25 protein-coding genes, 1 pseudogene and 1 riboswitch are annotated in these 26,130 nt (G+C 41.1%); of the genes and pseudogenes, 3 read left to right on the top strand and 23 right to left on the bottom strand.

What is annotated here, in order from left to right:
- Positions 1-11: 11 nt before the first annotated feature.
- The 5 genes from ELQ35_RS05160 to ELQ35_RS23670 all read right to left on the bottom strand — a co-directional run bounded on the left by ELQ35_RS05160 (position 12) and on the right by ELQ35_RS23670 (position 3,282).
- Complete coding sequence (locus tag ELQ35_RS05160) at positions 12-746, bottom strand: ABC transporter ATP-binding protein (RefSeq protein WP_126863765.1); 735 nt, start codon at positions 744-746, stop codon at positions 12-14.
- Positions 730-1,512 (bottom strand): ABC transporter permease, encoded by a 783-nt coding sequence (locus ELQ35_RS05155; RefSeq protein WP_246025981.1) that lies wholly within the window; start codon positions 1,510-1,512, stop codon positions 730-732. Before ELQ35_RS05155 ends, ELQ35_RS05160 begins: the two co-directional genes overlap by 17 nt.
- Complete coding sequence (locus ELQ35_RS05150; protein ID WP_126863763.1) at positions 1,509-1,799, bottom strand: thiamine-binding protein; 291 nt, start codon at positions 1,797-1,799, stop codon at positions 1,509-1,511. The genes ELQ35_RS05155 and ELQ35_RS05150 overlap by 4 nt, the downstream gene beginning before the upstream one ends.
- A gap of 12 nt (positions 1,800-1,811) precedes the next feature.
- Positions 1,812-2,801 (bottom strand): ABC transporter substrate-binding protein, encoded by a 990-nt coding sequence (locus ELQ35_RS05145; protein WP_126863762.1) that lies wholly within the window; start codon positions 2,799-2,801, stop codon positions 1,812-1,814.
- Positions 2,802-2,900: 99 nt separating this feature from the next.
- Positions 2,901-3,010, bottom strand: a riboswitch (TPP riboswitch).
- A 101-nt stretch (positions 3,011-3,111) separates the two neighbouring features.
- Positions 3,112-3,282 (bottom strand): DUF4181 domain-containing protein, encoded by a 171-nt coding sequence (locus tag ELQ35_RS23670; RefSeq protein WP_370873437.1) that lies wholly within the window; start codon positions 3,280-3,282, stop codon positions 3,112-3,114.
- Between the two features lie 381 nt (positions 3,283-3,663).
- On the opposite strand from ELQ35_RS23670, the gene ELQ35_RS05135 reads away from it, so the two are divergent.
- Positions 3,664-4,896 carry a CynX/NimT family MFS transporter gene (locus tag ELQ35_RS05135; RefSeq protein ID WP_126863761.1) on the top strand — a complete coding sequence of 411 codons (1,233 nt, stop codon included), beginning with the start codon at positions 3,664-3,666 and terminating at the stop codon, positions 4,894-4,896.
- A 159-nt stretch (positions 4,897-5,055) separates the two neighbouring features.
- Here the strand turns inward: ELQ35_RS05135 and ELQ35_RS05130 are convergent, their stop codons facing one another.
- On the bottom strand, positions 5,056-5,670 hold the full coding sequence (locus tag ELQ35_RS05130; RefSeq protein WP_126863760.1) for an NUDIX hydrolase: 615 nt from the start codon (positions 5,668-5,670) through the stop codon (positions 5,056-5,058).
- A 211-nt stretch (positions 5,671-5,881) separates the two neighbouring features.
- Positions 5,882-6,868, bottom strand: coding sequence for an aldo/keto reductase (locus ELQ35_RS05125; RefSeq protein WP_126863759.1), 987 nt, complete (start codon positions 6,866-6,868; stop codon positions 5,882-5,884).
- A gap of 314 nt (positions 6,869-7,182) precedes the next feature.
- On the opposite strand from ELQ35_RS05125, the gene ELQ35_RS05120 reads away from it, so the two are divergent.
- Complete coding sequence (locus ELQ35_RS05120) at positions 7,183-8,382, top strand: NupC/NupG family nucleoside CNT transporter (RefSeq protein ID WP_126863758.1); 1,200 nt, start codon at positions 7,183-7,185, stop codon at positions 8,380-8,382.
- 77 nt (positions 8,383-8,459) lie between these two features.
- Here the strand turns inward: ELQ35_RS05120 and sigH are convergent, their stop codons facing one another.
- Both sigH and ELQ35_RS23665 read right to left on the bottom strand, forming a co-directional pair.
- The gene (sigH, locus tag ELQ35_RS05115) at positions 8,460-9,089 is read right to left on the bottom strand and encodes an RNA polymerase sporulation sigma factor SigH (protein WP_185861681.1); all 630 of its coding nucleotides are present in this window, start codon (positions 9,087-9,089) and stop codon (positions 8,460-8,462) included.
- A 244-nt stretch (positions 9,090-9,333) separates the two neighbouring features.
- Positions 9,334-9,525, bottom strand: a pseudogene (locus ELQ35_RS23665) (acyclic terpene utilization AtuA family protein); the annotation flags it as partial.
- A gap of 165 nt (positions 9,526-9,690) precedes the next feature.
- Between ELQ35_RS23665 and ELQ35_RS05105 the strand changes: the two are divergent.
- On the top strand, positions 9,691-9,924 hold the full coding sequence (locus tag ELQ35_RS05105; protein WP_185861671.1) for a hypothetical protein: 234 nt from the start codon (positions 9,691-9,693) through the stop codon (positions 9,922-9,924).
- A 244-nt stretch (positions 9,925-10,168) separates the two neighbouring features.
- Here ELQ35_RS05105 and hutH read toward each other — a convergent pair whose 3' ends face one another.
- The 14 genes from hutH to ELQ35_RS05035 form a co-directional block, all read right to left on the bottom strand.
- Positions 10,169-11,659 carry a histidine ammonia-lyase gene (gene hutH / locus ELQ35_RS05100; RefSeq protein WP_126863755.1) on the bottom strand — a complete coding sequence of 497 codons (1,491 nt, stop codon included), beginning with the start codon at positions 11,657-11,659 and terminating at the stop codon, positions 10,169-10,171.
- 482 nt (positions 11,660-12,141) lie between these two features.
- On the bottom strand, positions 12,142-12,954 hold the full coding sequence (locus ELQ35_RS05095; protein ID WP_126863754.1) for a YihY/virulence factor BrkB family protein: 813 nt from the start codon (positions 12,952-12,954) through the stop codon (positions 12,142-12,144).
- A 48-nt stretch (positions 12,955-13,002) separates the two neighbouring features.
- The gene (locus ELQ35_RS05090; protein ID WP_126863753.1) at positions 13,003-14,028 is read right to left on the bottom strand and encodes a serine hydrolase domain-containing protein; all 1,026 of its coding nucleotides are present in this window, start codon (positions 14,026-14,028) and stop codon (positions 13,003-13,005) included.
- 685 nt (positions 14,029-14,713) lie between these two features.
- Positions 14,714-15,310 carry an XdhC family protein gene (locus ELQ35_RS05085; RefSeq protein WP_281278107.1) on the bottom strand — a complete coding sequence of 199 codons (597 nt, stop codon included), beginning with the start codon at positions 15,308-15,310 and terminating at the stop codon, positions 14,714-14,716.
- On the bottom strand, positions 15,265-15,795 hold the full coding sequence (locus ELQ35_RS05080) for an XdhC family protein (RefSeq protein ID WP_126863751.1): 531 nt from the start codon (positions 15,793-15,795) through the stop codon (positions 15,265-15,267). Before ELQ35_RS05080 ends, ELQ35_RS05085 begins: the two co-directional genes overlap by 46 nt.
- A 6-nt stretch (positions 15,796-15,801) precedes the next feature.
- A complete protein-coding gene (locus tag ELQ35_RS05075) occupies positions 15,802-16,533 on the bottom strand; it encodes an RraA family protein (protein ID WP_126863750.1) in 732 nt (243 codons plus the stop codon).
- Positions 16,530-17,030, bottom strand: coding sequence for a (2Fe-2S)-binding protein (locus ELQ35_RS05070; protein WP_126863749.1), 501 nt, complete (start codon positions 17,028-17,030; stop codon positions 16,530-16,532). Before ELQ35_RS05070 ends, ELQ35_RS05075 begins: the two co-directional genes overlap by 4 nt.
- Positions 17,031-17,035: 5 nt before the next feature.
- Complete coding sequence (locus tag ELQ35_RS05065) at positions 17,036-19,411, bottom strand: xanthine dehydrogenase family protein molybdopterin-binding subunit (protein WP_221884951.1); 2,376 nt, start codon at positions 19,409-19,411, stop codon at positions 17,036-17,038.
- Between the two features lie 16 nt (positions 19,412-19,427).
- Complete coding sequence (locus tag ELQ35_RS05060; RefSeq protein WP_126863748.1) at positions 19,428-20,294, bottom strand: FAD binding domain-containing protein; 867 nt, start codon at positions 20,292-20,294, stop codon at positions 19,428-19,430.
- 34 nt (positions 20,295-20,328) lie between these two features.
- A complete protein-coding gene (locus ELQ35_RS05055; protein ID WP_126863747.1) occupies positions 20,329-20,793 on the bottom strand; it encodes an SRPBCC family protein in 465 nt (154 codons plus the stop codon).
- Positions 20,794-20,806: 13 nt separating this feature from the next.
- The gene (locus tag ELQ35_RS05050) at positions 20,807-21,511 is read right to left on the bottom strand and encodes a cyclase family protein (protein ID WP_126863746.1); all 705 of its coding nucleotides are present in this window, start codon (positions 21,509-21,511) and stop codon (positions 20,807-20,809) included.
- A 172-nt stretch (positions 21,512-21,683) separates the two neighbouring features.
- The gene (locus ELQ35_RS05045) at positions 21,684-22,994 is read right to left on the bottom strand and encodes an MFS transporter (RefSeq protein WP_126863745.1); all 1,311 of its coding nucleotides are present in this window, start codon (positions 22,992-22,994) and stop codon (positions 21,684-21,686) included.
- 232 nt (positions 22,995-23,226) lie between these two features.
- Positions 23,227-24,750: an aldehyde dehydrogenase gene (locus ELQ35_RS05040; RefSeq protein WP_126863744.1), complete on the bottom strand. Its 1,524-nt coding sequence runs from the start codon at positions 24,748-24,750 to the stop codon at positions 23,227-23,229.
- A 45-nt stretch (positions 24,751-24,795) separates the two neighbouring features.
- Positions 24,796-25,968 carry an iron-containing alcohol dehydrogenase gene (locus ELQ35_RS05035; RefSeq protein WP_126863743.1) on the bottom strand — a complete coding sequence of 391 codons (1,173 nt, stop codon included), beginning with the start codon at positions 25,966-25,968 and terminating at the stop codon, positions 24,796-24,798.
- Between the last annotated feature and the right edge of the window lie 162 nt (positions 25,969-26,130).

Genomic DNA, 26,130 nt, shown 5'->3' with positions numbered 1-26,130 from the left:
TTTTCACCCGCCTACACTTCATGCTTCAATACATCATAGATATGCCGTTTATATGCCACAAACTGATCTGTAAAGGGTAGAGCTTCCTTTCTCGGCCTGGAAAACGGGACATTGATTTCCTCTATTACTGCAGCAGGCCGCTGCGACAAAATGTAAATCCGATCGGATAAAAGCAAGGCTTCCTCAATACTATGAGTAACAAACAGAATCGAGCGCCGGTGCTCTTCCCAAATGGATAATAACCATCTTTGCATTTCTAATCTAGTAAGCTCATCGAGAGCCGAGAATGGCTCATCAAGACACATTAGATTTTGGGGACTAAGCAGGGCGCGAATAAACGCCACGCGCTGCTTCATTCCTCCCGATAATTCACTTGGATAAGAATTCTCATAGTCCCCCAGCCCCACCTTACGCAGCCAGTCTTTTCCCTTTTCTATCTCTGGCTTTTGGGAAAGCTCCTGACCAAGCAGCACATTATCTAACACCGTCCTCCAGGGTAACAAAGAAGGCTGCTGCGGCATGTAGCTTATCAACCCTCTTTTTCCATTCACTTGTTCCCCGTTAAGAAATATACTTCCCTTGTCTGGTGTCATCAGTCCGCCAATCAGATGAAAAAGCGTACTTTTTCCGCTGCCTGAAGGTCCAAGCAAAGTGACGAACTCACCCTCATTTACCGAAAGAGAGACGTCTTTCAACACTTCTGTATGGCCAAACGACTTGTACACACCGTCAATGCTTACTTTCACTTTTATCTACCCCTTTGGTGTGCCATTTCGTAAAAATCCGCTCTACTATTACTATTACGAAGAAAAATAGTAAACTTAAAAGCATGATCGTAAAAATCGCTACAAATACCCGGTCGGTACGAAATGAGGATGATGCTAATGTCATATAGACGCCTACTCCTGTTTTGGCGCCAAGCCATTCTGAAATGACTGCTCCCATGACACTATATGTAGCGGAGATTTTCAATCCGGAAAACAAAGACGGTAGAGCATGCGGCAGCTCCAGCTTCCAAAAGAGTTGATACTTGGTTGCTCCCATCATGTTTAGATAATGCTTTAATTCGGAAGAGGTATTTTTCAATCCATCAAGTGCTGCTATCGCCACAGGGAAAAAGCAAACCAGGCCAATCACGATGATTTTCGGCAGGATTCCAAATCCAAGCCAGATGATTAACAACGGTGCCAATACAATAATTGGTACATTCTGTGAAAGAATCAAAATAGGATAGAAGGTATCCCTTATTTTTGGCAGAATATGAAGGATCACCGCAAGCAAGAATCCAACAGAACTTCCAATCAAAAAACCAAGTAGTGTTAGATAGATAGTCGACAGAACATGTCCAAAAAAATCTGGATATGAGGCCTGTGCTTCAGAAAAAATGTCAGACGGTGCCGGGAGCAGCCATGCTGGTGTATCCGTCCAGTTCACGGCCAACTCCCAGATCACCAGGATTCCGAACAGGAGGAAAACAGCTCCTGCCTTTTTCCAAATCACCCTAAACTTCAACGGTACTTCTCCGTTAAAGTATCCATGGTAATTCCTTGCGGCTGATATAATATTTTCATTTGGGTAATCACGTTTTGGCATCCAAGCTCGATCATTTTATCATTCATTTTCTTAATCACATCAAGAAGTTCAGGTAAATTTCCTTCCATTGTCGTTTCCAACGGATGCACCTCATACTTGACGCCGGCTTCATCGATGATTTTAATTGCTTCATCCACAAACGGAATCACATCGTCCCCATTGTTTGTTTTTGGGATGATTTGAACACTCACTAAAGAACTAGCCATTGTTTTTCCTCCTCACTCAGGTATAAATTTATTTGTAAATGCCTTTTCTGCTTCAAATTTACCTTCAAGCAATTCGTTTTCATCCATCCAGGAAGCGTAATTTTCCCATACCTCAAGTTTTTGCTCACCCCAGCGTTTCGCATCATCCTGATATTTCGGCGCTAACCATTGCTGGCTTTTTTTCACCAGCTCTTTATCAAGGTCGGGCTCAGCTTTTATAAGAATATCAGCAGCATCATCTGGATGCTCAATCGCAAACTGATATCCTTTTGACGCCCCGTGGGTAAAGGCTTTCACTGTTTCAGGATCCTTTTCAATCATTTTTTCGCTTGTTGCTAAAACTGGAGTGTAATAATCGAGCTTTTTACTATAATCGGTTAAATAGACCATGTTTAACTTTTCCCCGCGCAGTTCAGCTTCGACTCCTGTCCAGGCATAATAAATCCAGGCAAAATCAATATCCCTCTTCACGGATGTGAAAAAATCAGTATCCCCGGTATTTACGATTTCCGTTTTATTAATGTCAGCCTTATCCACCTTCATTAATGATAGCAAAACAGCTTTTTCCACAGGCGAGCCCCAGCCGCCGTATACTTTTCCTTCAAAATCTTTAGGGGTTTTGATGTTTTTGCTGGCTGGTGAAGCAAATCCTGATGTATTATGCTGAATTACTGCAGCCAGCGAAACAAGCGGCACGCCCTGGACTCTGGCCTGGGTGATGCCTTCCTGGTAGCTGACACCAAAATCTGCTTTTTGCGACGCTACCAGCTGATCGGCTCCAGCTTCCCCCGGTTTTACAATCTCAACATCAAGTCCCTGTTCTGCAAAATACCCTTTTTCTTTTGCCACGTATAATCCGGTATGATTAGTATTAGGTGTCCAATCAAGGACTACAGATACCTTTTTCAGCGGCTCTTTCCCTTCATCACTTTGCTTGGGTTCTTCTCCTGAACATCCGGCCAAAGCAAAAATAGCTGCCAAGACAACAATAAATTTCCCCATATAAATAAACCTCCTCTTTCATTTGTCCACGTATCAGAAAAATAGCAAAAAGAAAACGTCCGGATCTGATCCGGACGCTAACATACCTAACAAACATGAAGTGTTTGAATTGATGTTCCCTCCGCTGGTCTAACCCAGATCAGGTTCAAAGAGTCAGCATCTTACGGATGCATTCTCAGCTGGCAACACCAGCTCCCCTACATTTCTCTTGAATATGAACTTTTCTTGATTATAGCAAAACTACACGAAATTTGGTGAAAAATTTTTTTGCAGGATTGTTCTTACTAATTTACATTTCGAGAGCGGTTTACTATCTGTACAGATTCAGGGTGCCCACGATTACTAAATAAAAAGCCAATCCGTTTAGTGATAGAATATATTCTTTGGTGCCATTATCATATTTCCATTCCATGAAAATTCTGAAAACCTGGAGCGTTATAAAGAAAGAGAAAAAATAAGTGAATGAAAAAAATGGAGCAATAACGAAACAGATAATAACATTTTTTTCTATTAATAAACTTCCAACTAAAGAAGAAGCTCCACTGGGAAGAAAAACTTCTGATTGCTAAATAAAAACAATGCTATAATAATTATGCAAAAAGCTTTTCTTATTATTCACCTTTTATTCATGGCATTTTTATTAAGGTGTCCGAAAAGAGAGCAAACCTTCAGAGGTTTGTTTTTATCTTTTTAATAGATTTTTTTTTATATAAGGCTAATAGGCGTCCTGAGATTTCTTTTAATAGGATCTCTATGAATATTGAAAAACAATAAAAAGATAATGAGGATATAGTGGATTTTTTATAAAATCTAAACTTACATTCAGATTACTATACGACATAAAAGCATAAGGAGGATTTACATGATTCCGGAAGATAAAATAACTCAGACACATGCTTCTTCTTCCCGGTTGGGAATTTGGGTACTCATATTAGGAATTGTTTTTACTGGAGCAACGTTAAGAGCACCTCTTACAAGTGTAGGACCGATCATTGAAACGATTCGCCAGGATACAGGAATGTCGAATACGATAGCAGGCATGCTGACCACGTTGCCAGTGCTGGCGTTTGCTTTTTTTTCGCCTCTTGCTCCTAAAGTTGCGCGTCGTCTTGGCTTAGAGTACACACTCTTTGGAGCATTGCTTTTGCTGGCTGCAGGAATTATTCTGCGTTCTGTGCCATTTATGAATACACTGTTTATCGGTACAGTTTTGCTTGGGATAGCGATTGCTATATGTAACGTACTTTTACCCGGCTTAATTAAACGGGAATTTCCCAATAGAGTCGGTATTATGACAGGCACATACTCGGTTTCGATGAATATGTGGGCCGCGATTGCCTCGGGGATTAGTATTCCGATCACTCAAGGCTTAGGTTTTGGATGGCGCGGTGCCCTTGCTTGCTGGGCGCTCCTTTCTGTTGTGTCCATTCTATTCTGGATTCCGCAACTGCGTCTTCGCCAAAAGCCAAAAAGTTCTCCAGCAAAAGGCGAATCTTTATGGCGCTCTAGCCTTGCCTGGAAAGTAGCCCTGTTCATGGGTTTGCAATCAACGTTCTTCTATTCTGTGATCACCTGGCTACCAGCGATTCTTCACCAACAAGGGATAAGCCAATCAGCAGCAGGCTGGCTTCTGTCATTGGCACAATTTGCGAGCCTTCCAGCTTCATTCATCGTACCAATTCTGGCAGGACGCAGCTCCAATCAACGCAGTCTAGTGGGATTCATTGTTGTCTTTTTACTCCTTGGCTGCATGGGACTTCTAAGTGGAATTACTGCTTTAGCACCGTTATATGTAATATTGATAGGGATTGCAATTGGAGCAGCATTTGGCCTGGCCACCATGTTTTTTGTACTGCGCACTCATAACGCAGAACAGGCAGCTGAGCTATCAGGTATGGCGCAATCTGTCGGTTATTTATTAGCAGCTATAGCTCCCGCTCTATTTGGATTTATCCACGATATTGCGCATGCCTGGACAATCCCACTCATCATTCTGATTATCGAGGCTGTTCTTCTCTTTATAGTTGGCATGGAAGCTGGCAGCAATAAGTATGTAACCTCCCTGCGAAGCAATGAAAGATCTCAGAAAAGATAGCAAAGAAAGCACCTAGTCTTCCTGGTATGGTAGGTTGGGTGCTTTCCATATCGGGCGATTCAATCCCAAAAGCCCCCATCCGAATGAATGATTTGACCCGTAGCCCCGCTTGCCAGAGAGGAGATAATACGTGAAATCACTTTCTCTAGTCTTTATAAGTTAACGAAGAATTTCAACAAAGTGCGATAAAATCCTTGCTGTTAGCCCCCATATGACCCTGTTTTCATAGATATAGAAAAACTCATCCATCTGCCTTGACTGCCAATTATAATTCTCACCGCCGACCAATAAGTTAAGCGGGAAGTTTTCCTCGGGTTCAGCTTTAAAACTAACATGATAAACTTCCGGCTCCGTTTCTATAAAATAGGATAAAGGTACCGTGAAAATATCGCCGACTTCGGTTGGATTAGGCTTAATCCTTTCTGGACAGTCGATGAATCCTACATAAGGATAGACAATCATTCCAAATCCGGAAATGAGATAATCTATTGGGTATACATCCGAAATTTCCTCGCCTTTAATTCCCAATTCTTCGATCGTCTCGCGAATGGCTGCACCTCTCTCATCTGTATCTTCTGAATCAATTCTTCCTCCCGGGAAACAAATTTCACCAGGCTGCCTTCTTAGTTTCAGCGAACGGACTTCAAAAAGAACATGAATCTCACTGTCTTTTCGAATCAGCGGCAAGAGGACCGCATATTTTAAAAAATTTTCGCTCCCCAGAATCGTAGGGGTATGCTGGTCTAATTTACTAATAATGTGTTCCATGTTCATATATCACACCTCAAATTTACTTTCAAAGCTTGATTAGCTTACTATTTCTACAATACCTCTTTGAGTCCGACAAGTGAAACTAAATGTTTTTCAAATATTGTTAGCAACCAAACACAAAATTTATCAACCAAGACAAGATTTAGCCTGAATACTGCTATTCTTGATGAAAAAGCCCCTCTGCCATTAGGCAAAGGGACGGGGATGCGATTGGTTATAGATTTACACCTTTCATCATTGCCTCGTCGTAGCGTTGTCCTGCTGCAGCCCCTTGAGGAGAAATTTCGTTAATCCGAGCCAGTTCTTCCTCTGTAAGTTGGAGCTCAACCGCTCCTATATTTTCTTCTAAATATTTTCTTCTTTTCGTTCCAGGAATTGGCACAATGTCTTCCCCTTGGGCAAGAAGCCAGGCTAAAGCTAGTTGTGAGGCTTCGCATCCTTTTCTATCTGCAATTTCTTTGATTTTGTTCACTAATTGAATATTTTTTTCGAAGTTTTCACCCTGAAAACGCGGTGAGAAACGGCGGAAATCGTCTTCAGCAAGATCTTCGAATTTTTGGATTTGCCCGGTTAAAAAGCCTCGGCCTAACGGGCTGTACGGTACAAATCCAATTCTCAGATCTCTCACCGTCGGTAAAATTTCATCCTCCACATCCCTGCTCCAGAGCGAGTATTCGGTCTGAAGCGCTGAAATAGGATGGACTTTATGAGCGGTCCGAATCGTGTCCGGCCCTGCTTCCGACAAACCAATGTAGCGGACTTTTCCTTCGCGTACAAGGTCGGCCATAGCACCAACCGTTTCCTCGATCGGAGTATTCGGATCCACCCTGTGCTGATAGTACAAATCAATGTGATCCACACCTAAACGCCGCAGGCTTGCGTCACATGCTTGTTTGACATATTCCGGACGTCCGCTGACTCCTAAAAAAGAACCATCTTCTCCTCGGACATTCCCAAACTTTGTCGCAAGAATGACCTTGTCTCTGCGGTCTTTAATCGCCCTGCCTACCAATTCTTCATTTTTCCCGACTCCGTACATGTCTGCAGTATCTAATAAGCTTACACCTAACTCCAGTGCATAATGGATCGTTTTGATCGATTCTTCGTCATCCTGCCCAGCATAAAAATCCGACATGCCCATGCATCCGAGTCCAATCGTGGAAACTTCCAATCCTTCTGTTCCTAATTTCCTCTTTTTCATGTTACTTGCCCCTTTCCTATAACCATTTATCAAAATCTTTTTTCTGTTATACCTTCGGTGGATTCCCTACTTTGTCGCGATCGATATAGGCGGACAGCCATTTGGCCTCTATCCAAAGGCCGATTTATTTTGCTTTTCCGCTACCTTTCATCTTCTTCCCTGAAATATGAAAATGTAACCCAAAAATAATATAATTTATTTATTTGCGATTTACCTACGACACGCGGAAGACATAGACTCCATAATGGATAAAAGTATTTTGTCTGGAAAAACTTAATAAGTATGATTATTAGGAACTCCAGGGAGGAATTTCGTTGTCTTTTATTATCAACGCAATTGGAATTATCGTTGTATTTGCTATAGCGTATGTATGTTCAATAAATCGGAAGAGTGTGGACTTCATTTCCATTGCCTTGATGCTTATTTTACAATTGGTTATTACATGGTTCATGCTATCCACAGAAATTGGCGAAGGATTCATCCAGTTAGTTGCCAAGTTTTTCTTATGGCTGATTGATTGTTCGATGTCCGGGATCAATTTTGTATTTGGTGATCTTGCTCCGCTCGATGGTCCGGCACCCTTTTTTATCAGCGTATTAATGCCGATTATTTTTATCGTTGCGTTCTTTGACGTTTTAACCTATTTCGGAATTCTCCCTGCATTAATTAATATCGTTGGTTTTGTGCTTTCCAAACTGACCCGGACTCCACGGTTTGAAAGTTTTTTTGCGACCCAGGTTATGTTTTTGGGGAATAATGAAGTCTTGGCTATCACAAGAAAACAGCTTAATGAAATGGATAATAAACGGTTGTTAACGGCCTCCATGCTCGGGATGTCCTGCGTCAGTGTTGGGGTTCTTGGCGGATATATGCAGCTTATCGATCCTAAATATGTTTTGATTGCCATCCCATTAAACGCGGTCGGGGCCTTGATCATTACTTCCTTATTAAACCCATACAAGGTGACAAAAGAAGATGACGTTGTCTATAATCCGGCAAAGGAGGAGAACAAAAGGAACTTTTTTGATATGCTAGCCGAAAGTATGCTTACTGGAGGAAGGATGGCATTAATCATTGCCGCCATGCTGATGGGATTCACAGCATTAATAACCGCCAGTGACAGTATTCTGGCATTATTCAATAAAAGTCTTTCATTGGAAAATATCTTCGCAGTTATTTTTTATCCTTTTACGTTCTTAATGGGAGTAACACCCTCTCAAATATTTACGGTATCTCAATTCATGGGCGAAAAATTAGCAACAAATGAATTTATCGCAATGGGCAGCTTGCATCCCGTCCTTCCAAAACTCAGTGAACATACAGAGGCTGTAATCTCGACGTTTCTCGTTTCCTTTTGTAACTTTTCTACAATCGGGATTATTTTAGGAAGTGTAAAGTCTTTATTTGACGAGGAAAAAACGATGTTAATCGCAAAAAACACATGGAGATTACTCCTATCAGGTCTACTAGTTTCATTCTTGACAGCAATGGTTGTCGGTTTGTTTATTAGATAAAGGCTGCCCTCCTCTACCAACAAAAAGCCAGTATTGTGCATGACTCAGTCATATTACTGGCTTTTTCGGGCTTAAAACTAAAGGATAGCCTCTCCCATCTCGAGATATCTTTCCAGTTTCCTCTTTACTCGCTGAAGGGCGTTATCAATTGACTTCACATGCTTATTTAATTCTTCGGAAATTTCTACATAGGATTGCCCATCCATGTATAAGGCTAGGACTCTTCTTTCCAAATCACTAAGCATTTCTGACATTTTTAACTCCATATGATCGGCTTTTTCCTGGTTAATGATGATTGCTATCGGATCCATTACTTTCGTTCCAGAAATCACGTCCAAAAGCGTATGGTTGGATTCCTCTTCATAAATGGGCTTGTCCAGCGAAACATACGAATTTAATGGTGTATGCTTTTGCCGGGTAGCCGTTTTAATCGCCGTGATAATTTGTCTGGTAATACAAACTTCAGCAAAAGCCTTGAAAGAGGTAAGTTTGTCCTCTTTATAGTCACGAATGGCTTTATATAGACCAATCATTCCCTCTTGAAAGATATCTTCTTTATCTCCACCAATTAAGAAATATCTGCTTGCCTTGGCCCGTACAAAATTCCGGTATTTATTGATCAGAAAATCGGTCGACTGGCCATCTCCATTGTGAATTAGCTTTACAAGAGCTTCATCTTCTAATGTATCATACTGTTCCATTACCATTACTCCGAAGTTTGTACTCACTCATATCCCCCCACAGAATTCAGTTGAGTTTTGATGTTGATTAACTGGTATATTTCTTTCACCAACCAATATAATGTAGTTTAATAGTAACACTAGATGAGCCTATTAAGATATGCGAAAATATCGACTATTGTTTACAGCCAGTACCACAAAGCTATAAAAAAGCATCTATTCTGTGAAAATGGTGTCGAATTAAGATGGAATGTGTCGAATAGTATCTTTATTATTTTGAAACTATCGATAGAGGCAGAACTTTAGACATCCGATACTCTAGTAAATGAATGTAGCCTTTGCCAGAGTATTTTAATTTTTCTTGTTTGGCAATCGCAATCGTTCTTTCCGCCAGGCATTCAAAAATGATATAATCCAAATTCCCCTTCTGCAATAATTCAATGGCAGACTCGATACGGTCTCCTGCGTAACCTGCCCATCACCTATTCGAATTGCTTTCACCTTTCACGGAGCCACCCATCCTTAACCGGTATTGAAATTTTTTTAAATAACGTTAATAGTAATAAAAGTGACTTTTTTATTTCATTTTTTATTATAACTAATTATAATATACGAGGAAGGAAGAGGGATGATGAAAAAATTATATCTTTTATTTGTCTCGGTAATGCTGTTATTGCTAGTCGTGTCTGGGTGTTCAACAAATGAACAAAGTAAAAAGCCAGAAGAACAGAAGCAAGAAGCTTCTGATAAGAAAGTGGAATTGACTATTTCGGCAGCTTCAAGTTTACAAGATGCTTTAACAGTTCCCATTCAACAGAAGCCCAACTATTCTACGAGTATCTCCAAAATGAAAAATCTATAGAGACTTTAGTAAAGTACGGATTTAAAGGTCTGAATTAATTTAAATGGCAACCGACTTTTGGTCACCGGTCAGACTCTCCATTGAGATCGCATCTGTCTTTGGAGTAATGGTTTTAGTTTTAGGGTTATTATTAGGGAAGGTAATGGCTAATACGAAATTCAAAGGAAAAGTCATCATTGAAGCTGTTTTCCTTCTGCTGTTAGTACGCACATCATGATGAGCATCCCATTAAATCACGCCAATCCTACCGGGGCCATTTACCTTTGTTTAGCCATTCAGCCATTCTTTCAATATCTTCCGAAAACACCCGATCCACATTAATCGAAGCTACCACTTTCCGTGCCTCTTCATAAAAGCTTTTCGTTTGCGGTGCTATTTTTTCCACGCCGCGGTACTCAACTGCCTGCAGGGCACAAATGCACTCAATTGCGAGCACCCGGCGAACATTCTGGATAATGCTATAGGCATGCCTGGCCGCGATCGTACCCATGCTTACATGATCTTCCTGGTTGGCTGAAGAAGGGATGGAGTCGACACTTGCCGGATGGGCAAGTGTTTTGTTTTCCGAGACCAGTGATGCAGCACAGTATTGCATAATCATTGCCCCTGATTGCAGTCCCGGCTGAGGACTTAAAAACGGCGGCAAATCACTTAATTGCGGGTTCACGAGCCGTTCAATCCTTCTTTCGGAGATGCTTGCAAATTCCGCCATGGCAATTTTCATAAAATCCATGGCGATCGCAATCGGCTGGCCGTGAAAATTACCGCCCGAGATAACCGTTTTCCCGCCGTCGAAAATCAAAGGATTATCGGTAGCAGCATTCACTTCAATTTCAAGCTTCTCCTTCACATAATCCAATGCCTGCCAGGAAGCGCCATGCACCTGTGGAATACAGCGCAGTGAATAAGCATCCTGTACGCGCTTCTCCCCCTGCCTGGTGATCAACTTGCTTCCTGATAAAATATTCCGTAATCGCTCGGCAACCGCTATTTGCTGCGGATAACCGCGTACTTCATGAATCGCTGGATGAAAGGCATCAATAATGCCCCCCAACCCTTCCATTGTGAGCGCTGCAATCCACTCGCTTTGATAGGCAAGATCGCTTGCTTCAAGCCAGTTAATCACGCCCATTGCTGTCATGGTCTGAGTACCGTTAATCAAGGCCAGCCCCTCTTTTGCCTGCAGTACAATCGGTTTTAGCCCTTCCTGCCTGTAAACATCTTGGGTGGTGCAAACATTTCCTTTATAGTGCACCTTTCCTTCTCCCGCTAAAACGAGAGCAAGATGGGAAAGCGGGGCTAAATCTCCGGATGCCCCCAGGGAGCCTTGCTGCGGGATGACTGGGTGGATGTGCGAATTTAATAACGTAACAAGTTGTTCCGCTGTAACAGGCCGTATCCCGGAAAACCCTTTTATCAGAGCATTCAGGCGAAGCAGCACCATTGCTCTTGAAACCACTTCCGGAAAAGGATCTCCCACCCCGCAAGCATGAGAACGGATCAAATTCAACTGTAAATCGTTCACATCATCTTCGGCGATTATCACATCACTAAATTTGCCAAATCCGGTATTAATTCCGTATATCGTACGTTTTTCAGCAACGATTTTTTCAACAGCTGCCCTGCTTTCTACCACCTTGCCCATGCTAACCGCGCTGATCGCCACAAGCTCACCTTCAAAGCAAATTTGTCTGATTTGGCCCAATGTTAGTGAATCTCCAGTTAACTCAACCATGACTTTCCCTCCTGAAATACTCGATTTTAAAAGTAGGTTTTCGCTTTTCTTTTCGCTTGAATAAGATCTGTTTTCGCTTGATTCCAAATTTTTTCGCTTGAATCACCATTGTTTTCGCTCGATTTCCCATTTTTCGCTTAATCCAGGAATTTTTCGCTTGAATCTTGCTTAAATTTGAAAAAAAAGAAGACGATAATGGCATCGTGATACCATCATCGCCTCCTCGTTCAATAGTGGCCGAAAAAAATCCATTTCCTCTTCCTTCAGGGACGCCAGAGGTTTGCTATTTTCCCAATCGCATTATTTTGGCTCATAGTAACCCCCATTTTCCGAATATTGCCTATTCATTACTAACTTACTTTTATTTTATTTGTCCATCCTCCTAATTGTCAATGGTTTTGGGAAATTTTAGTATACTAGTATAGTAGTATGATACAGTAGTGAAGGATTTCAAAATTCTAAATCTGGTCAGCTTTTATCAGTTAATTGCTTTCTCTTGCGGGATGGACGATGGTGTTCAACAAGCCTCCAATAATAATAATCATGGCAGAAAGATAAAACCAGAGCATTAAAACAACAATTCCTCCCAATTGCCCGTACAATGCAGAATAATTGCTCCCTCTTACATAGGCCGCGAATCCCATCGAAACAAGCTGCCAGCCAATCGTTGAAAAAATCGCACCTGGCCATACTTTTGACAATTTCAGCTTAATATTAGGTGCAAAATAATATAAAACTAAAAAAAAGATAATTAAAAATAAGCTTCCAATTCCCCATTGAATTAGAATCCATAAGTTCTGAAATCCATCTATAGAAAAGACAGCATTCAAATAATGTCTCATTACTTTTTCAATAACGGGAATAAAGACTGAAAACAGGATGGCGATCATAAATCCAACTGTAAGCACTAAACTCTCGAGAATTTGTTTCAGAAAATTACCCTTCAATTGAACAGAATAAGCATCATTTAGAATCCGTTTAATGCATTGGAAACCCATTGAAGAGAGCCATAATGTAATAATTAAACCGAATGACAAGATGTTCCCCTGTTGCTCCGTTACGGTGTACGACAGTGTTTTGTCAATTAAATCATAGGTGTTTTCGGGTGCATAAGGTTTGACCAGTTCTAAAATATTATCTTCCTTTATTGGCAAATAAGCCATTAATGAATAAATGACTAGTAAAAATGGAAAGACGGACATTAAAAAGTAATAAGCCATTTGTGCGGATAGATCATATACCCGCAACTTAAAAAAACGGTCACTCAACTGATTAAGAACGTAACTGATATTCATAACAGGGACTCCTCTACTAGCGAGATGAACTAATGGTAGTTTTTCGAATCAAAAAAGATCTTCTATTGCTTTTGTCACATCAAATGAACCGTAGCCTTTGTTTGAAGGTACAACTAGCTTAATTCCAAGATCCGGATACACGGATGAATGAAAGCTCACACCAGGGTCATATCCGATAACATGGTACTTGAAAATGTTATTGTTTCTTTTGTTTATCCATATCCCATAACCGTAATACGCCTCACCTTTAACCGCTATATGCGGATTCAATAGGGCATTCGTATAGGCTTCACTTAATAACTCATGGTTAAATAATCCTTCCCACAATTTCATCATATCCGGTGCTGTGATGAATGCCCCGCCATCAGCCCCGCCTTTAATAGGTATAGAGAATACATTTGTTCTCCAGGTCCCATCTTCTTCATTGTCTATATACCCATAGGCTGTATTTTTCGGGAGGTTATCTAAAGAAAAGTACCCCGAATCCCTCATACCACATCGATTAAATACTTCTGACTCCATATAATCTGTAAAACTGAGCCCTGTTTGTTGTTCGATAATTAATCCTAATACAATGAAACCAGCATTATTATAATGAAATCTTTCGCCTGGTTTAAACATCATCTGATTATTTTGGAACATTGGCAAAAAATCTTTTAAATGGTTTAAAAGATACGTAGGCTGTTCCTTCCAAAGCTCCTCAAAATCGTCCATTTCCTCCTCGTCAAAATAGTCCTGGATGCCGGAGCTGTGTGTTAAAAGGTGATGGATGGTTATACTTTCATCAAAGTTCGGAAAATTGATACCTAAACAGTCTTTCAGGCGAGTATGAAAAGAGAGAGCCCCTTTTTCAACTAGCTGACAAATACCTATGGCTGTGAACAATTTACAACCAGACGCGATGCCAAACCGTGTATTCACGGTGTTTGACAGTTCTTCAGCCCTGTTTGAATAACCATACGCTGATTCAAAGACAACATCATTTCCGTTTTTCATGTACACGACTCCTGATAACCCTACAAAGTCATCGATATCTGCTACGATCTTGTCAATCTCAATATTACTTTTTAGCATGATGCTACCCCATTTCATTCGGACTTTACCGCATGAGTACATTTCTATTTTCTGCATCATAGCAGAAATACCTTCTTTTTAAGAAAATTTGGCCGTAGCACTCAATAAAAGGTTAGTTGGGATTTTATTCATATTCCCATTATCCTTTCTTTAGAAACCCATGAACACTATACAAATGGTCTACTATAAGAGTGCTTGCTTTTTCCGTATCCGGCTGTTTAATCGCGTTATAGATATTCTGATGAAATTCCAGGACGATAACTGCTTTGTTTTGAACTCGTAAAACTAAATTGCTGAAATTGTATAGATCATACATGAACTTACGTATAATCGGTCTAGACTGTGGTTAGTTGATCGCTCACTTCAATAAAAGTAGTGAAATACGAGCATAAGCTTTAGAAAAGTTTCTGGTCAGAATATTTGATGGTCTGACCACACATCTGGTACATTATTTTTGACACTAAGAAATGGAGATAAAAAAAGATGTGCAAGCCATTTTTGACTTTTGCACATCTTTTTTTATTTAACACCTGGATTAATTTCATAAACAGGTGATTCTTGTACAAATAGGATAATGAAAAGAAGCGTGCAAAAGGCTGGAATACTTGCAATTACGAAAAGATCTCTCCAAGATTCTGGATCAGAGGGATTTAATATAAACCAAGCAAGAATGGCAGCTAGAAGGTCAATTCAGTCCGCCTATCGAGCGGGAAGTATCGGGTTTTCCGTCATGAATGTTCCCGTTTTTTTCACGTAGAGATGTTGCAGGTCGGTCTTTTTTGATTGCTAATAACTCAGACACAATGCTTAATGCCACTTGTTCTGCCGTTTCTGATCCAATATCCAAACCAATCGGTGCAAAAATCCTATGTTGGATACGATTTAAAAACCCAATATCGATTCCTACCATCTCTTTTATTTGTTCAGTCCTGCTCTTTGGTCCCAAGAAACCGAGGTATTTAACTGGATACCGGTAACAGACTCGAAATGCGGCCGCATCATAGTTAATTCGATGTGACATGAATAGAACATAATCATTGGCCATTAGAGGCAATTTTTCCTCGTATTCATCCGGGTATGAATGGACAAATCCAACAGCACCTGGAAAACGATTATAGTTGAGCAGCTCTTGCCTTTGGTCGACGATTGTCACATCAAACCCAGCCTTGGAAGCAAACTCCACGACTGGTATCACGTCATGACCCGCTCCGAAAATGATCAACCTTGAAGTTGGTTCTATCCATTCATCAAAGATAAAGGGGCTGCCCTTTTGTACCTGCATGTTCGTTTTAGAATACAAATCCAAATAGTTCCGCTGTAAAGACACTTCATATTTTCGTCAAAATAATCAAAATTAAGTGGTTTTGAAAAGCGATGTTGAATCCATAAACCGTTTCTGTTTTCCAGCGATTGTCCTACCCTTTGAAGCCATTCCTGACCAAGGTCAGTTAACATAGATTCGATTAATACATACACACTACCGTTACATCCAAGTCCAAGTCCCCATACCTCATCGTCAGCCATATTATACAGGCGAAGTTTGGGTACTTCTGTATTCAACACTTCCATGGCTATTTCTTTTACATCCGTATCAAAACAACCTCCACCAAGCATTCCGACAGACTGTTCACCTTCAACAACAATCATACGAGCCCCAGGTCTGCGATATGCAGACCCCTTGACGGCTACAACAGTTGCCATGGCTACCTTTTGCCCTTCATCTCGCGCCTTCCCGATAGCAGAATAAACCATTTTGAGTTCGTTCACCACAAGTCACTTCTTTCCTATTCGTGTATCCTCTCTGTTCATTCCAGGTAACAATCCTTTTTCCGCCATGAGTTGTGCAAACCACTTAGGCAGCGCCTGACCGTTGGCAATTTCTTGGCTTCTAGTGATTTCTCGCTGTTCGATTTGTTTAAGGTTCTCTATCACCATTGACAGATTCTCTTTTTTGACCACAACAACTCCATCATCATCCCCGATGATGATATCTCCTGGTCTTACAACTGTACCACCGCAGGGAATTTCCCCGTTAACAAACCCGGGTCCGTTTTTCTCAACACTTACAGAAGTAGTTCCTCTGCAAAAAATCGGAAAATCATGATTGCGATTTGCCTGTCTGTCACGAATGAGTCCGTCGACAACCAAACCGCCAACTTTCAGTAACATGGCCGATTTGGTCATTAATTCCCCCCAGATCGCCTTGTTGAAGTTTCCGTTCGTATATACTACCAGAACATCTCCAGGTTGAGCTAAATCTAATGCTTTATAAAGCATTAGATTGTCTCCTAATGGCAGTTCCACTGTAATCGCTGTCCCAAAAATCCTCTTACCTTGATCCAAAGGTTTGATTCCTCTGTCCATTGCGCCAGTTCTGTTTTGAGCATCTGTCACATTGGCCGAATCCATCATTGTCAAATTATTTATCAATTCTGCACATGGGCGGTCAATCGTTTCAATGTATCCGAAACCTGTATGCCCAACCATTTTCTTTCCTTCCATCATTGGTAGGCTGCCTTCACGCCATTAGTTCCGGTATCCAATATCTTTGATGCCTCGTTTATCGCTTCTATAATTTGTTTGTAACTTGCGCACCGGCATATATTTCCTGCCATGTAGTCCTTGATTTCTTCCTCTGACGGGTTCGGATTCTCATCAAGTAACTTTTTTGCCATTAAAATCATACCCGACGTACAATACCCACATTGAAAAGCATTTTTCTCGTAAAAAGCTTGCTGAACTGGGTGAAGCTCGCCCTCGCTTTCCAAACCTTCAACCGTCAAGACTTCTTCCCCATCAACCATGGGTGCAAGATAAAGACAACCGCTTACCGGGTTACCGGAAACGATTAAGGTACAAACCCCGCAAAGTCCCAAGGCGCATGATTCTCTGGCCCCATATAGATGAAACTGATTTCTCAAGACCTCTAACAGGGTATCGCTAGAGGAAACTAATGCGGTGACTTTTTTTCCATTCAACGTAAAGTTTACTTGTTTTTTCATGTGATTCACCCTTTAGCCTTTTCTTTAAAATCACGAATTGTGGACTCTGACCGATTTGTCGTCTGTTTTAAAGCCTGCAAAACCCGTTCCGGAGTTAAAGGCATGTCTTTAACTCGAACTCCTGTTGCTTGATACAATGCATTCGCAATTGCCGGCTGCACGGCAAATGAGGCGGTTTCGCCAACTCCCTTGGCGCCGAATGGTCCCTCCGGATGTGGAACCTCAACAATGATAGTTTCCGTTTTTGCAGGGAGATCCTTAAAGGTCGGAACCTTGTAATCGGCCATATTTGCATTGATCATTTGACCGTAATCAAATATACATTCTTCAAATAGCGCTTGGCCAAGCTGCATAATAGAAGCTCCATAGAGCTGCTGATGCACATTAAACGGATTAATGGCTTTGCCGACGTCACCCACGGATATTAGTTGTAAAACATCAATTTTTCCTGTTTCCGTATCCACTTCGATTTCTACTGCAGTACCTCCGGGAAACCAGAATATTGCAATATCTTCCGACTGGCCGGTTTCCGGGTCAGGACTTTGGTAGTGGCTTTCATACACGTTTTGACCAATAATGCTTCCTGCTGGCATATGGAAAATTTCTTTTACCACTTCACCGAGTGTCATACTCAATTCGGGTTTTTCCACGACAATCACTTTCTCATCCTGTAATGCTAAATGTTCAGGCTTGACATCAAAAAATTCAGCAGCTGATTCGAAAATTTTGTTTTTAACTTCTTCTGCCGCTTTATAGATTGCATTTCCCATATAAAAGGTCGAACGACTGGCCGCAGTGATCGTGTCATATGGTGTTACATCCGTATCCGGGTGAACCACATGCACTTTTTCCCGCGGAAGACCCAAAACTTCTGCGGCAATTTGCCCCATAATTGTATCTGATCCTTGGCCCATATCCACTGTACTGCAATAAACAGATGCACTGCCATCGGCAAATAAAGTGACAATGGCTCCTGAAATCGAGGGAGTCAACACCGCTTTCAAACCAATCGCAACACCTTTGGCTCGAATTTTGCTTCCATGTTTGACTATGCCGTTAGACTGTTTTTGTTTGAAAAACTCCTCCCAGCCAATACTTGTATTCAATTCTTCAATAATTTTGTCGAGCCCCACCGAAACAATTTTTTGACCGGTTGCATGTATCTTGCCTTCTGTTAACACCTGTTTGCGACGGAAATTCAGTGGATCCCAGCCCATTTTTTCTGCAATAATATCCATTTGGGACTCATAAGCCCATACAAGTTGTGGAACACCAAACCCACGGAACGCACCCGCTGGAGCTTTGTTTGTATAGACATTGTATGAATCGATATGAACATTTGGAATGTCATAGGGACCAGCTGCTGTAAACCCTGATTTTTGTGTGATTCTAGGACCTATATCTGCGTATGCTCCACCATCCCAATACACTTCACAATGGCGGGCAATGATCCGACCATCGTTAGTTATTCCTGTTTTCATTTTGAAAACGGTTCCATGTTTGGTCAAAGTAATAAAAACCTCGTCCATTGTTAAAGCCAATTTGACAGGTTTTTTGACAATTAACGCGAGCACCGCAACAAGTGCCTCAATTTTCACATAAAGTTTTGTACCGAATCCTCCACCTAGATACGGAACTCTGACTCTTAACCGACTTTCGGGCATCTTTAATACATGAGCCACTTCGCTCCGGACAAACGAAGGACTTTGGTTGGCGGTCCAAATGTTCATTCGGCCATCCGGCTCTGCATATGCTATTGCTACGTGCTGTTCCATTGGCAGGTGAACGGCCGCAGGGGTTGTGAAGGTATCCTCAAAAATGTGATCAGCTTGTTCAAATCCCTTTTTCATATCACCATGGCGAAGTTTATAGTGAATACAAATATTGCTGTTCTCTTTTGGAAGCAAATTTTTCAGATCTGCAAAGCTTCCCGCCGGACGAATGACTTCATGTATAACTGGAGCCCCTGGTTGTGCAGCTTCCAAAACATCAAATACCGGTTCCAGTTCTTTGTATTCAACATCAATATAGTTCACAGCATCTTCAGCGATCTTCGAATCCTCAGCAATAACAGCAGCAACTGGATCTCCCACATACCTTACTTTATCAATGGCCAACACGGGTTGATCCCGGAATGCAGGACCGTAATAAGGGTTAATATCCATGGATTTCAAGTCTTCCCCGGTAACCACTCTTATTACTCCAGGGATCTGTTCGGCCGCACTGACATCGATATGCTTGATTAATCCATGCGGAATTGTACTGCGAAGTAATTTGACATGAAGCATACCGGGCATTTCCATATTCATCACATATTCAGTTTGTCCGGTAACTTTGGACATTCCTTCTATCCTCTTATAGGATTTTCCTAACGCTGACACAACTGCTCTACCTCCTTTAAGCTTCCAACAGTAATTGATTAAGCACGCGGCGGATATGAACTTTTACCATCTCTTTCTTATACCAGACAGATCCCCGTAGGTCCTCTAATGGCTCCACAATGTCATACGCTCTCAGCGCAGCCTTTTCGATTAGTTCCTCGTCGAGCGATTTCCCCCACAACATTTCCTCGACTTCCGTCAATTGTGTCGGTACGTCAGTTACTGCACTTACAACCAATCGAATTTCTGAAACAATGCCGTCCTCTATTCTCAAAAACGCGGCAACCCCCAATGTCGGCCAGTCATCGTTTGATAGAGTCGTGTACTTCATATAGGTTCCAATCAATCTATTATCTTGTTTGGGTATGAACACCTCTGTTAGAATCTCACTCGGCTCCAATGAAGTTTCATAGTAACCATGAAAAAAATCTTTAAGCTCGATCCAACGTTCTTCTGTTGTGCTTTCCGCCTTAATTTTTGCTCCCATCGCCAACAGGATTGGGGGCAAATCAAGATGGGCATCGCCATGGGACAAGTTCCCACCGATACTCGCTACATAACGAATTCTTGGGTTTGCAACATGGTGGAGAGCATCTATGATCACAGGAGCGAGTTTTTGTACCAGAGGCGATAATTCCATATCCCTTAGGGTTGTCATGCAACCGATATAAAGATTCCCAAGTTCGTCCGCTTTGATATAGTTCAACTGTTGTTTGACCCGTTTCAAACTGACCAATCGCTCCGGGGAATAGATTCCCTGTTTCATGATCAAAGAAAGAGCAGTTCCCCCGCTTACAATCCTTGTTCCTATATCTCCGGAAGACAGAGCCTGTTTGACTTCTTCCAGCGATTCTGGCTCTATCCATTCAAAATCAAGTGCCATCTATATCTCCTCCATTTCAGCTGTTTGGTAAGTTTCACCCTTTTGCTGAACTGCTTAATTCTAATGATTTGCGTATATTTTCAGCGAACTCAGTTCCCATCTCAGTGGCTTTGGATCTAAAAGCTGACTGCCCTAAAGACCCTAATTTCCCTGTCAAGCTCATATCCATGTGGTAATGAATCTCAGTAGCAGCCTCTTCTACCCGATTCAGGTTCATTCTTGCCTTTACCTTTAATTGCCCGACCAGAGACATTGGCTTCCCGTCTACCTCAGATAGCAACTCTTGCGGAGGATTCATATCAGTAATCTGAACATTCAAGTTAAACTTGAGCTTCATAAAGGCAATCTTTACAACGGCAACAGCTTGATAGACTCCGTCACCTAGATCATTTACCTCCTCACAACCAGGCAGACAACCAGCCAACGTCTGCGTATCCATCAGGAAAGCCCATACATCTTCTTGTTTCGCTATCACTTCAAATTTATTCTCAATGATCATTTTGACACCCTCCTTATTCCATGTTGATTTGTGCGTCCATTAAGGCGACTGCTCTTGTCGGTCCTGCAGTTCCCTTGTGTATTTTCAACGGCAGTCCTATATAAAAGAAGCTTTTTCCCGCAACAGGTCGGAGATCACCTAAGTTCTCTGTATTTAATATCCCTCGCTCCCTGCAAACAGTATGGGCAGGTTTCCACTCCTCACCTTTATGGGGACTCACATCAATACTCACGGAATCGATGCCGATATTAACCACCCCCTGATCCGCTAACCATTCGGCCGATTCACGGTCCAGCCCGGAGTTTTTTTGGTTATAAACCGGCTTCGGAAAATGGCGTTCATATGTACCGGTATACAGAAGAACTGTCCCTCCCTCAGCTATAGTCAGCTTCGCATCCTTACAGGCTTTTTCCAAATCTGGCCGGGTGATGAACTCGGAGTCGGGTACATGACTAACATCCAGACAGACTGCGTGGCCTAAGAATTTCTCTAATCGGAGCTCTTCAATTGATTTAGCATCTGGATTCGGATCCATGTGTATAAATGAATCCGTATGGGTACCGGCATGTTCTGACATTAGAATGGTGTTCACCGCAAATGTCCATTTCCCATCATCTTTTTGCAGCAAATTGGTCATCGGAAAGATCACAGTCGGTTGATGCCCCGGATAGACCGGCTGACCTTGGAACACTTCCTGAGAAAGATCAATAATCTTCATATCTCCACTCCTCGTATAGCAAGTTTCTCAAAATTTATATCTATTAAGCTCGGATTCATGAAGTGCTACTGGAGCGATGGCCCTTTTCTTTATAATGGATTGCTATCTACCACTCTCGAAAAGGGCTCAGTTCGAATTCTACCGGACGGCATTCAATACTACCTAGGACCAGTCACTTCAACACTACTTTTGAGGCTTTCTGAAAGTCGTTCTCGATTTCTTTCTTATTCATTTTTAAATGTAATGAAAATACCGATACTAGAGATATAACTCCGGCGACCATTAGGTATATTGCAATTGCAATATAACTATCGAAACGATTATTTAAATATGTTGCGATAAAAGGGGCAAGACCGACTAAAGGCGCCGTAATACCGTATACAAGGGAAACCCCTGTATATCTCACATTTGTTGGAAACGCTTGTGGAAATAAACTGCCTTGAACTGTTATCATGAATGGCCATATAACAGATAGTGCTATGATTGTTACAATTACAAATCCTGAGTATGATTGACCAACTAAATAAAAATATGGGATTGCGAAAAGGATTGTTGCTGTGGCCCCAGCGATATACATACTCCGTCTACTTACAAAATCCGTTAAATATGAAGCCCCTAACAACGTAAACACTGTCAGTAATGCTGCTATGTTAATGACGTTTAAAACCGAACCACTAGAATATCCGAGGCCAGTTGCATATGATATTACATAGGTTGTTATAATGTAATACCAAACGTTTTCACCAAATTTAACACCAACTAATTTCAAAATAGAAACCCAATGGTATTTTACTGCATCTCTTAAAGGGTATTTTGATAAGTTATTTGACTCTTTTGCTTCTTGAAATACCAATGACTCAGGTATGCCTGACCTTATCCAAAAACCAATTCCTACTAATACAACACTTGCAATAAAAGGAATTCTCCATCCCCACTCAATAAAAGCATCACCTTTTGCCACTATTGTCATCAAGCTCATTGCTGCGGTAGATAAAAGAAGTCCTAATGGAACACCCAGGTTTGGTAAACCACCGTAGAATCCTCTTTTTCCCTTCGGAGAATGTTCGTTCATAAATACGACTACTCCTCCCCACTCCCCACCCATAGCGATACCTTGCAGAAAACGCAAAATGATGAGAAGTAATGGAGCCCAAAAACCGATTGAATTATATCCTGGCAATAATCCTATTAAAGTCGTAATTATCCCCATTCCTGTAAGAGTTATGATTAATGGAGCTTTCCTGCCGATTCTATCTCCTATATAACTGAAAATCACACTTCCTAAAGGGCGTGCTACAAAAGCCACTACAAAGGTAGCATATGATAGTAAAAGTGCTACATCAGGGTCTGATTTAGGGAAAAATAATCCACCAAACACTAATGATGCAGCAGTTCCATATAAGAAAAAATCATACCATTCTATGGTTGTACCGAGTAAACTAGCTGCTATAATCCTTAATCGCATCCTCTTATTAATTTCCATTCCTTCACCCCACTAAGTTCTCCCACCTCGATTTCCTAAACAGGTGGAAAGATTAATTTTATCTAACTCGAACTGTCATCCAGAATCTCATGACATATGCGACGAAGGTCAAGCACGCTAGACAGCGATACCTACGCTTGGGGATGTGAAATCATGAAATTCCTGTTTTTAGTCGGTGATACCGGACATTTGGCTGAAAGAGAACGTTCATAAACTGTATTTAGAAAATCCTTTACAATATTTTGAATGGATCTGTGATTTCATTTCCCATGTCAACCCAAACACTTTTTACTTGAGTATACTCATGTATTACCTCAGAACCGTTCTCACGCCCAATCCCACTTGCTTTGTAGCCTCCATAAGGGGAACTAAAGGATACTTTTCGATAGTTATTAATCCAAACTGTACCAGCTTCTATTTTTGAAGCAACTCGATGAGACCGTTGTACATCTTTCGTCCAAACTGCCGCTGCTAGACCATACATCGTATCGTTGGCTAATTTTACAACCTCTTCTTCATCAGTAAAAGGAATTAGACAAACAACAGGCCCAAATATTTCTTCCTGTGCAATCCGCATTTCGTTACGAACATCACCAAAAATGGTAGGTTCTATAAACAAGCCTTTTGCCAACTCAGAATCCGAAGGTCGCTTTCCTCCCAATAAGAGTTTCGCCCCTTCTCGTTTTCCAAGCTCTATATAATTTAGTACCTTAGTACACTGGCCTTCAAAAGCAATCGTTCCCATCTCTGTTGTAGGATCGAGCGGATTACCTAATCGAATCGTCCGGGTGCGTTTGATTAGTTTCTCAACAAATTCTTGATAAATCGATTCATGAATAAAAACTCGAGAACCAGCCATGCACGTTTGACCCGTCGCAGCAAAAACACCGGCTAAAACCCCATTAACTGAGTTTTTTATATCAGCATCTTCAAAGATAATATTTGGTGATTTTCCACCCAACTCCAAAGATACACGAGCAAAATGGTCCGCTGAATTCCGAATGATTTGTTTCCCTGTTTCCGTTGAACCAGTAAAGGCAATTTTCCTTACATCAGGGTGTCTAGCTAAGGATTCCCCAGCAGTCTTTCCATAACCAGTTACTATATTGACAACACCAGGTGGGAATCCTGCCTCCTTAATAAGTTCAGCAAGTTCCAACGTTGAGGCTGATGTGATTTCTGACGGTTTGATAACCATTGTATTTCCAGTTGCAAGAGCTGGACTTAGTTTCCAAAGAGTGAGCAATAGTGGTGAATTCCAAGGTACGATTGCCCCTATCACACCCAGCGGCTCTCGAACCGTATAGTTAATCATATTTGGAACTTCTACAGGGATGGTTTCACCATGAATTTTATCCGCAAATCCAGCATAATAATAACACCACCCTGGGAGCGCTTTCAATTGACCTAGCATTTCATTGATAACTTTTCCATTATCAACAACTTCGGTTACTGCTAGCTTTTCAGCATTTTGTTTAATTAAATCTCCTAGACGACGCAGTAAATCTCCACGTTGGCTCCCAGTTAATTTCGGCCACTCTCCTTCAGAAAATGCTTTTTTTGCAGCCGCTACAGCGATATCTATATCACTTTTATTTCCACTTGGGATTTCTGCCCAGACTTCGCCAGTATAAGGATTGATAGATTGAATAGTTTCTTTAGAAGCGCTGTCAACCCATTCATTATTAATAAACATTTTATATTTCTTAGTGCTTGTATAAATTGGTTTGTAAATCGTTTTTTCCGCTGTGTTCATAATGTACTCACTCTCCTTAGTAAAATAGTTAAACTTATAAAATCCCTAAAGGACAGATTCCTCTACTTCATTCCCTCTCCATCCATCAAATGCTGATTCGATCATAAGTTTAATATCTGACTTTGATGGCTGTCGTATATTAAAATGAATCATTGGAGCATTTAAAGTACCCTCAATTATTTCTGAAATGTTGTTTCGATCAACCTTATCAGGAAGTTGATCTACAAACGATAATTTTTGATAGAGCTCTTTAATTTTTTCTATGCATTCAATAGATAGTTCATCTTTTGATTTACCGTAGGGCTCACACCCAAAAGCGATTGCTAAGTCTGCCATTCTTTCAATACAAGCAGTGCGATTAAATTCCATTACGTAAGGCAGCATTACTCCACAGGCAAAACCATGTTCCAATTCGGGTAAACCATATGTCACTGCGTGTACCAAGGTTAATCCAGCATTACCACATGCAATATTGGCCATTGTGCTTGCAATAAGAACAGTATGCTTAGCATCAATATCATCTGTTAAACTGGATTCTACAATATTTTTATAGATTAATGATGCTGCTTGGAGAGCTAAAGCATCACTGAATAAACTGGATTGATTGGATAAATATGCTTCAATGGCATGTGTAAGTGCATCAAGTGATGCATTAATTGCAGGTCCACTTGGTAGACTTTTTAAAAGTAACGGGTCTAAAATGGCTAACTTAGCATAATAATCACCGAAAAATGTCATTTTCCAATTTTTTTCTTTGTCGGAAATTAGAAAATTTGGGGATACTTCCGATCCAGAACCCGCAGTAGTCGGTACACAAATCAATGGAAATAATGGTACATCAGCTTTGAACCTGCCTTCGAATTCTCGTAAATCACCTGGATTGGTTAGAAGTAAAGCCACTGCTTTTGCACAGCAAATTACACTTCCTCCACCGACGGCAATGATTCCATCAATACCTTCTCCCTGAACCAATGTAACTACGTGTTCTACTTCTTCTATTCCCGGGTCGACGCTTACGTGGTCATAGATGATGTAAGGTATCCCTTCATCTTTTAAACCAACCTCAATTTCTTTAGTACATCCTACTTTTCTAATGATCGGGTCTGTCAGTATTAATATTTTTTTCATACCTAATTCGAGGGCCTCAGTCCCTGTTCTACAACTACTTCCAACTCCATGTACAATTCGGGTCTGAGACCTAAATGTTCCAAATTCCATAGATTTTATTACCTCCCATTTAAATTTTAATAGCGTGAAAAGTATTTAGTCACTTCCACTTTGGAAGTTACATGATTTAAATGCAAAAAACGTGCCAATTCGATAAGAATACATAACATTTTTCACACCCAATTAAAAAAACGTGATAAACAGTCAATCAAT

Origin of the sequence: Peribacillus cavernae, from assembly GCF_003989135.1 — a bacterium.
GTDB lineage: Bacteria > Bacillota > Bacilli > Bacillales > DSM-1321 > Peribacillus > Peribacillus cavernae.
Note: the sequence above shows the minus strand (reverse complement) of the source record. Positions and strands in the feature narration are given on the sequence as shown.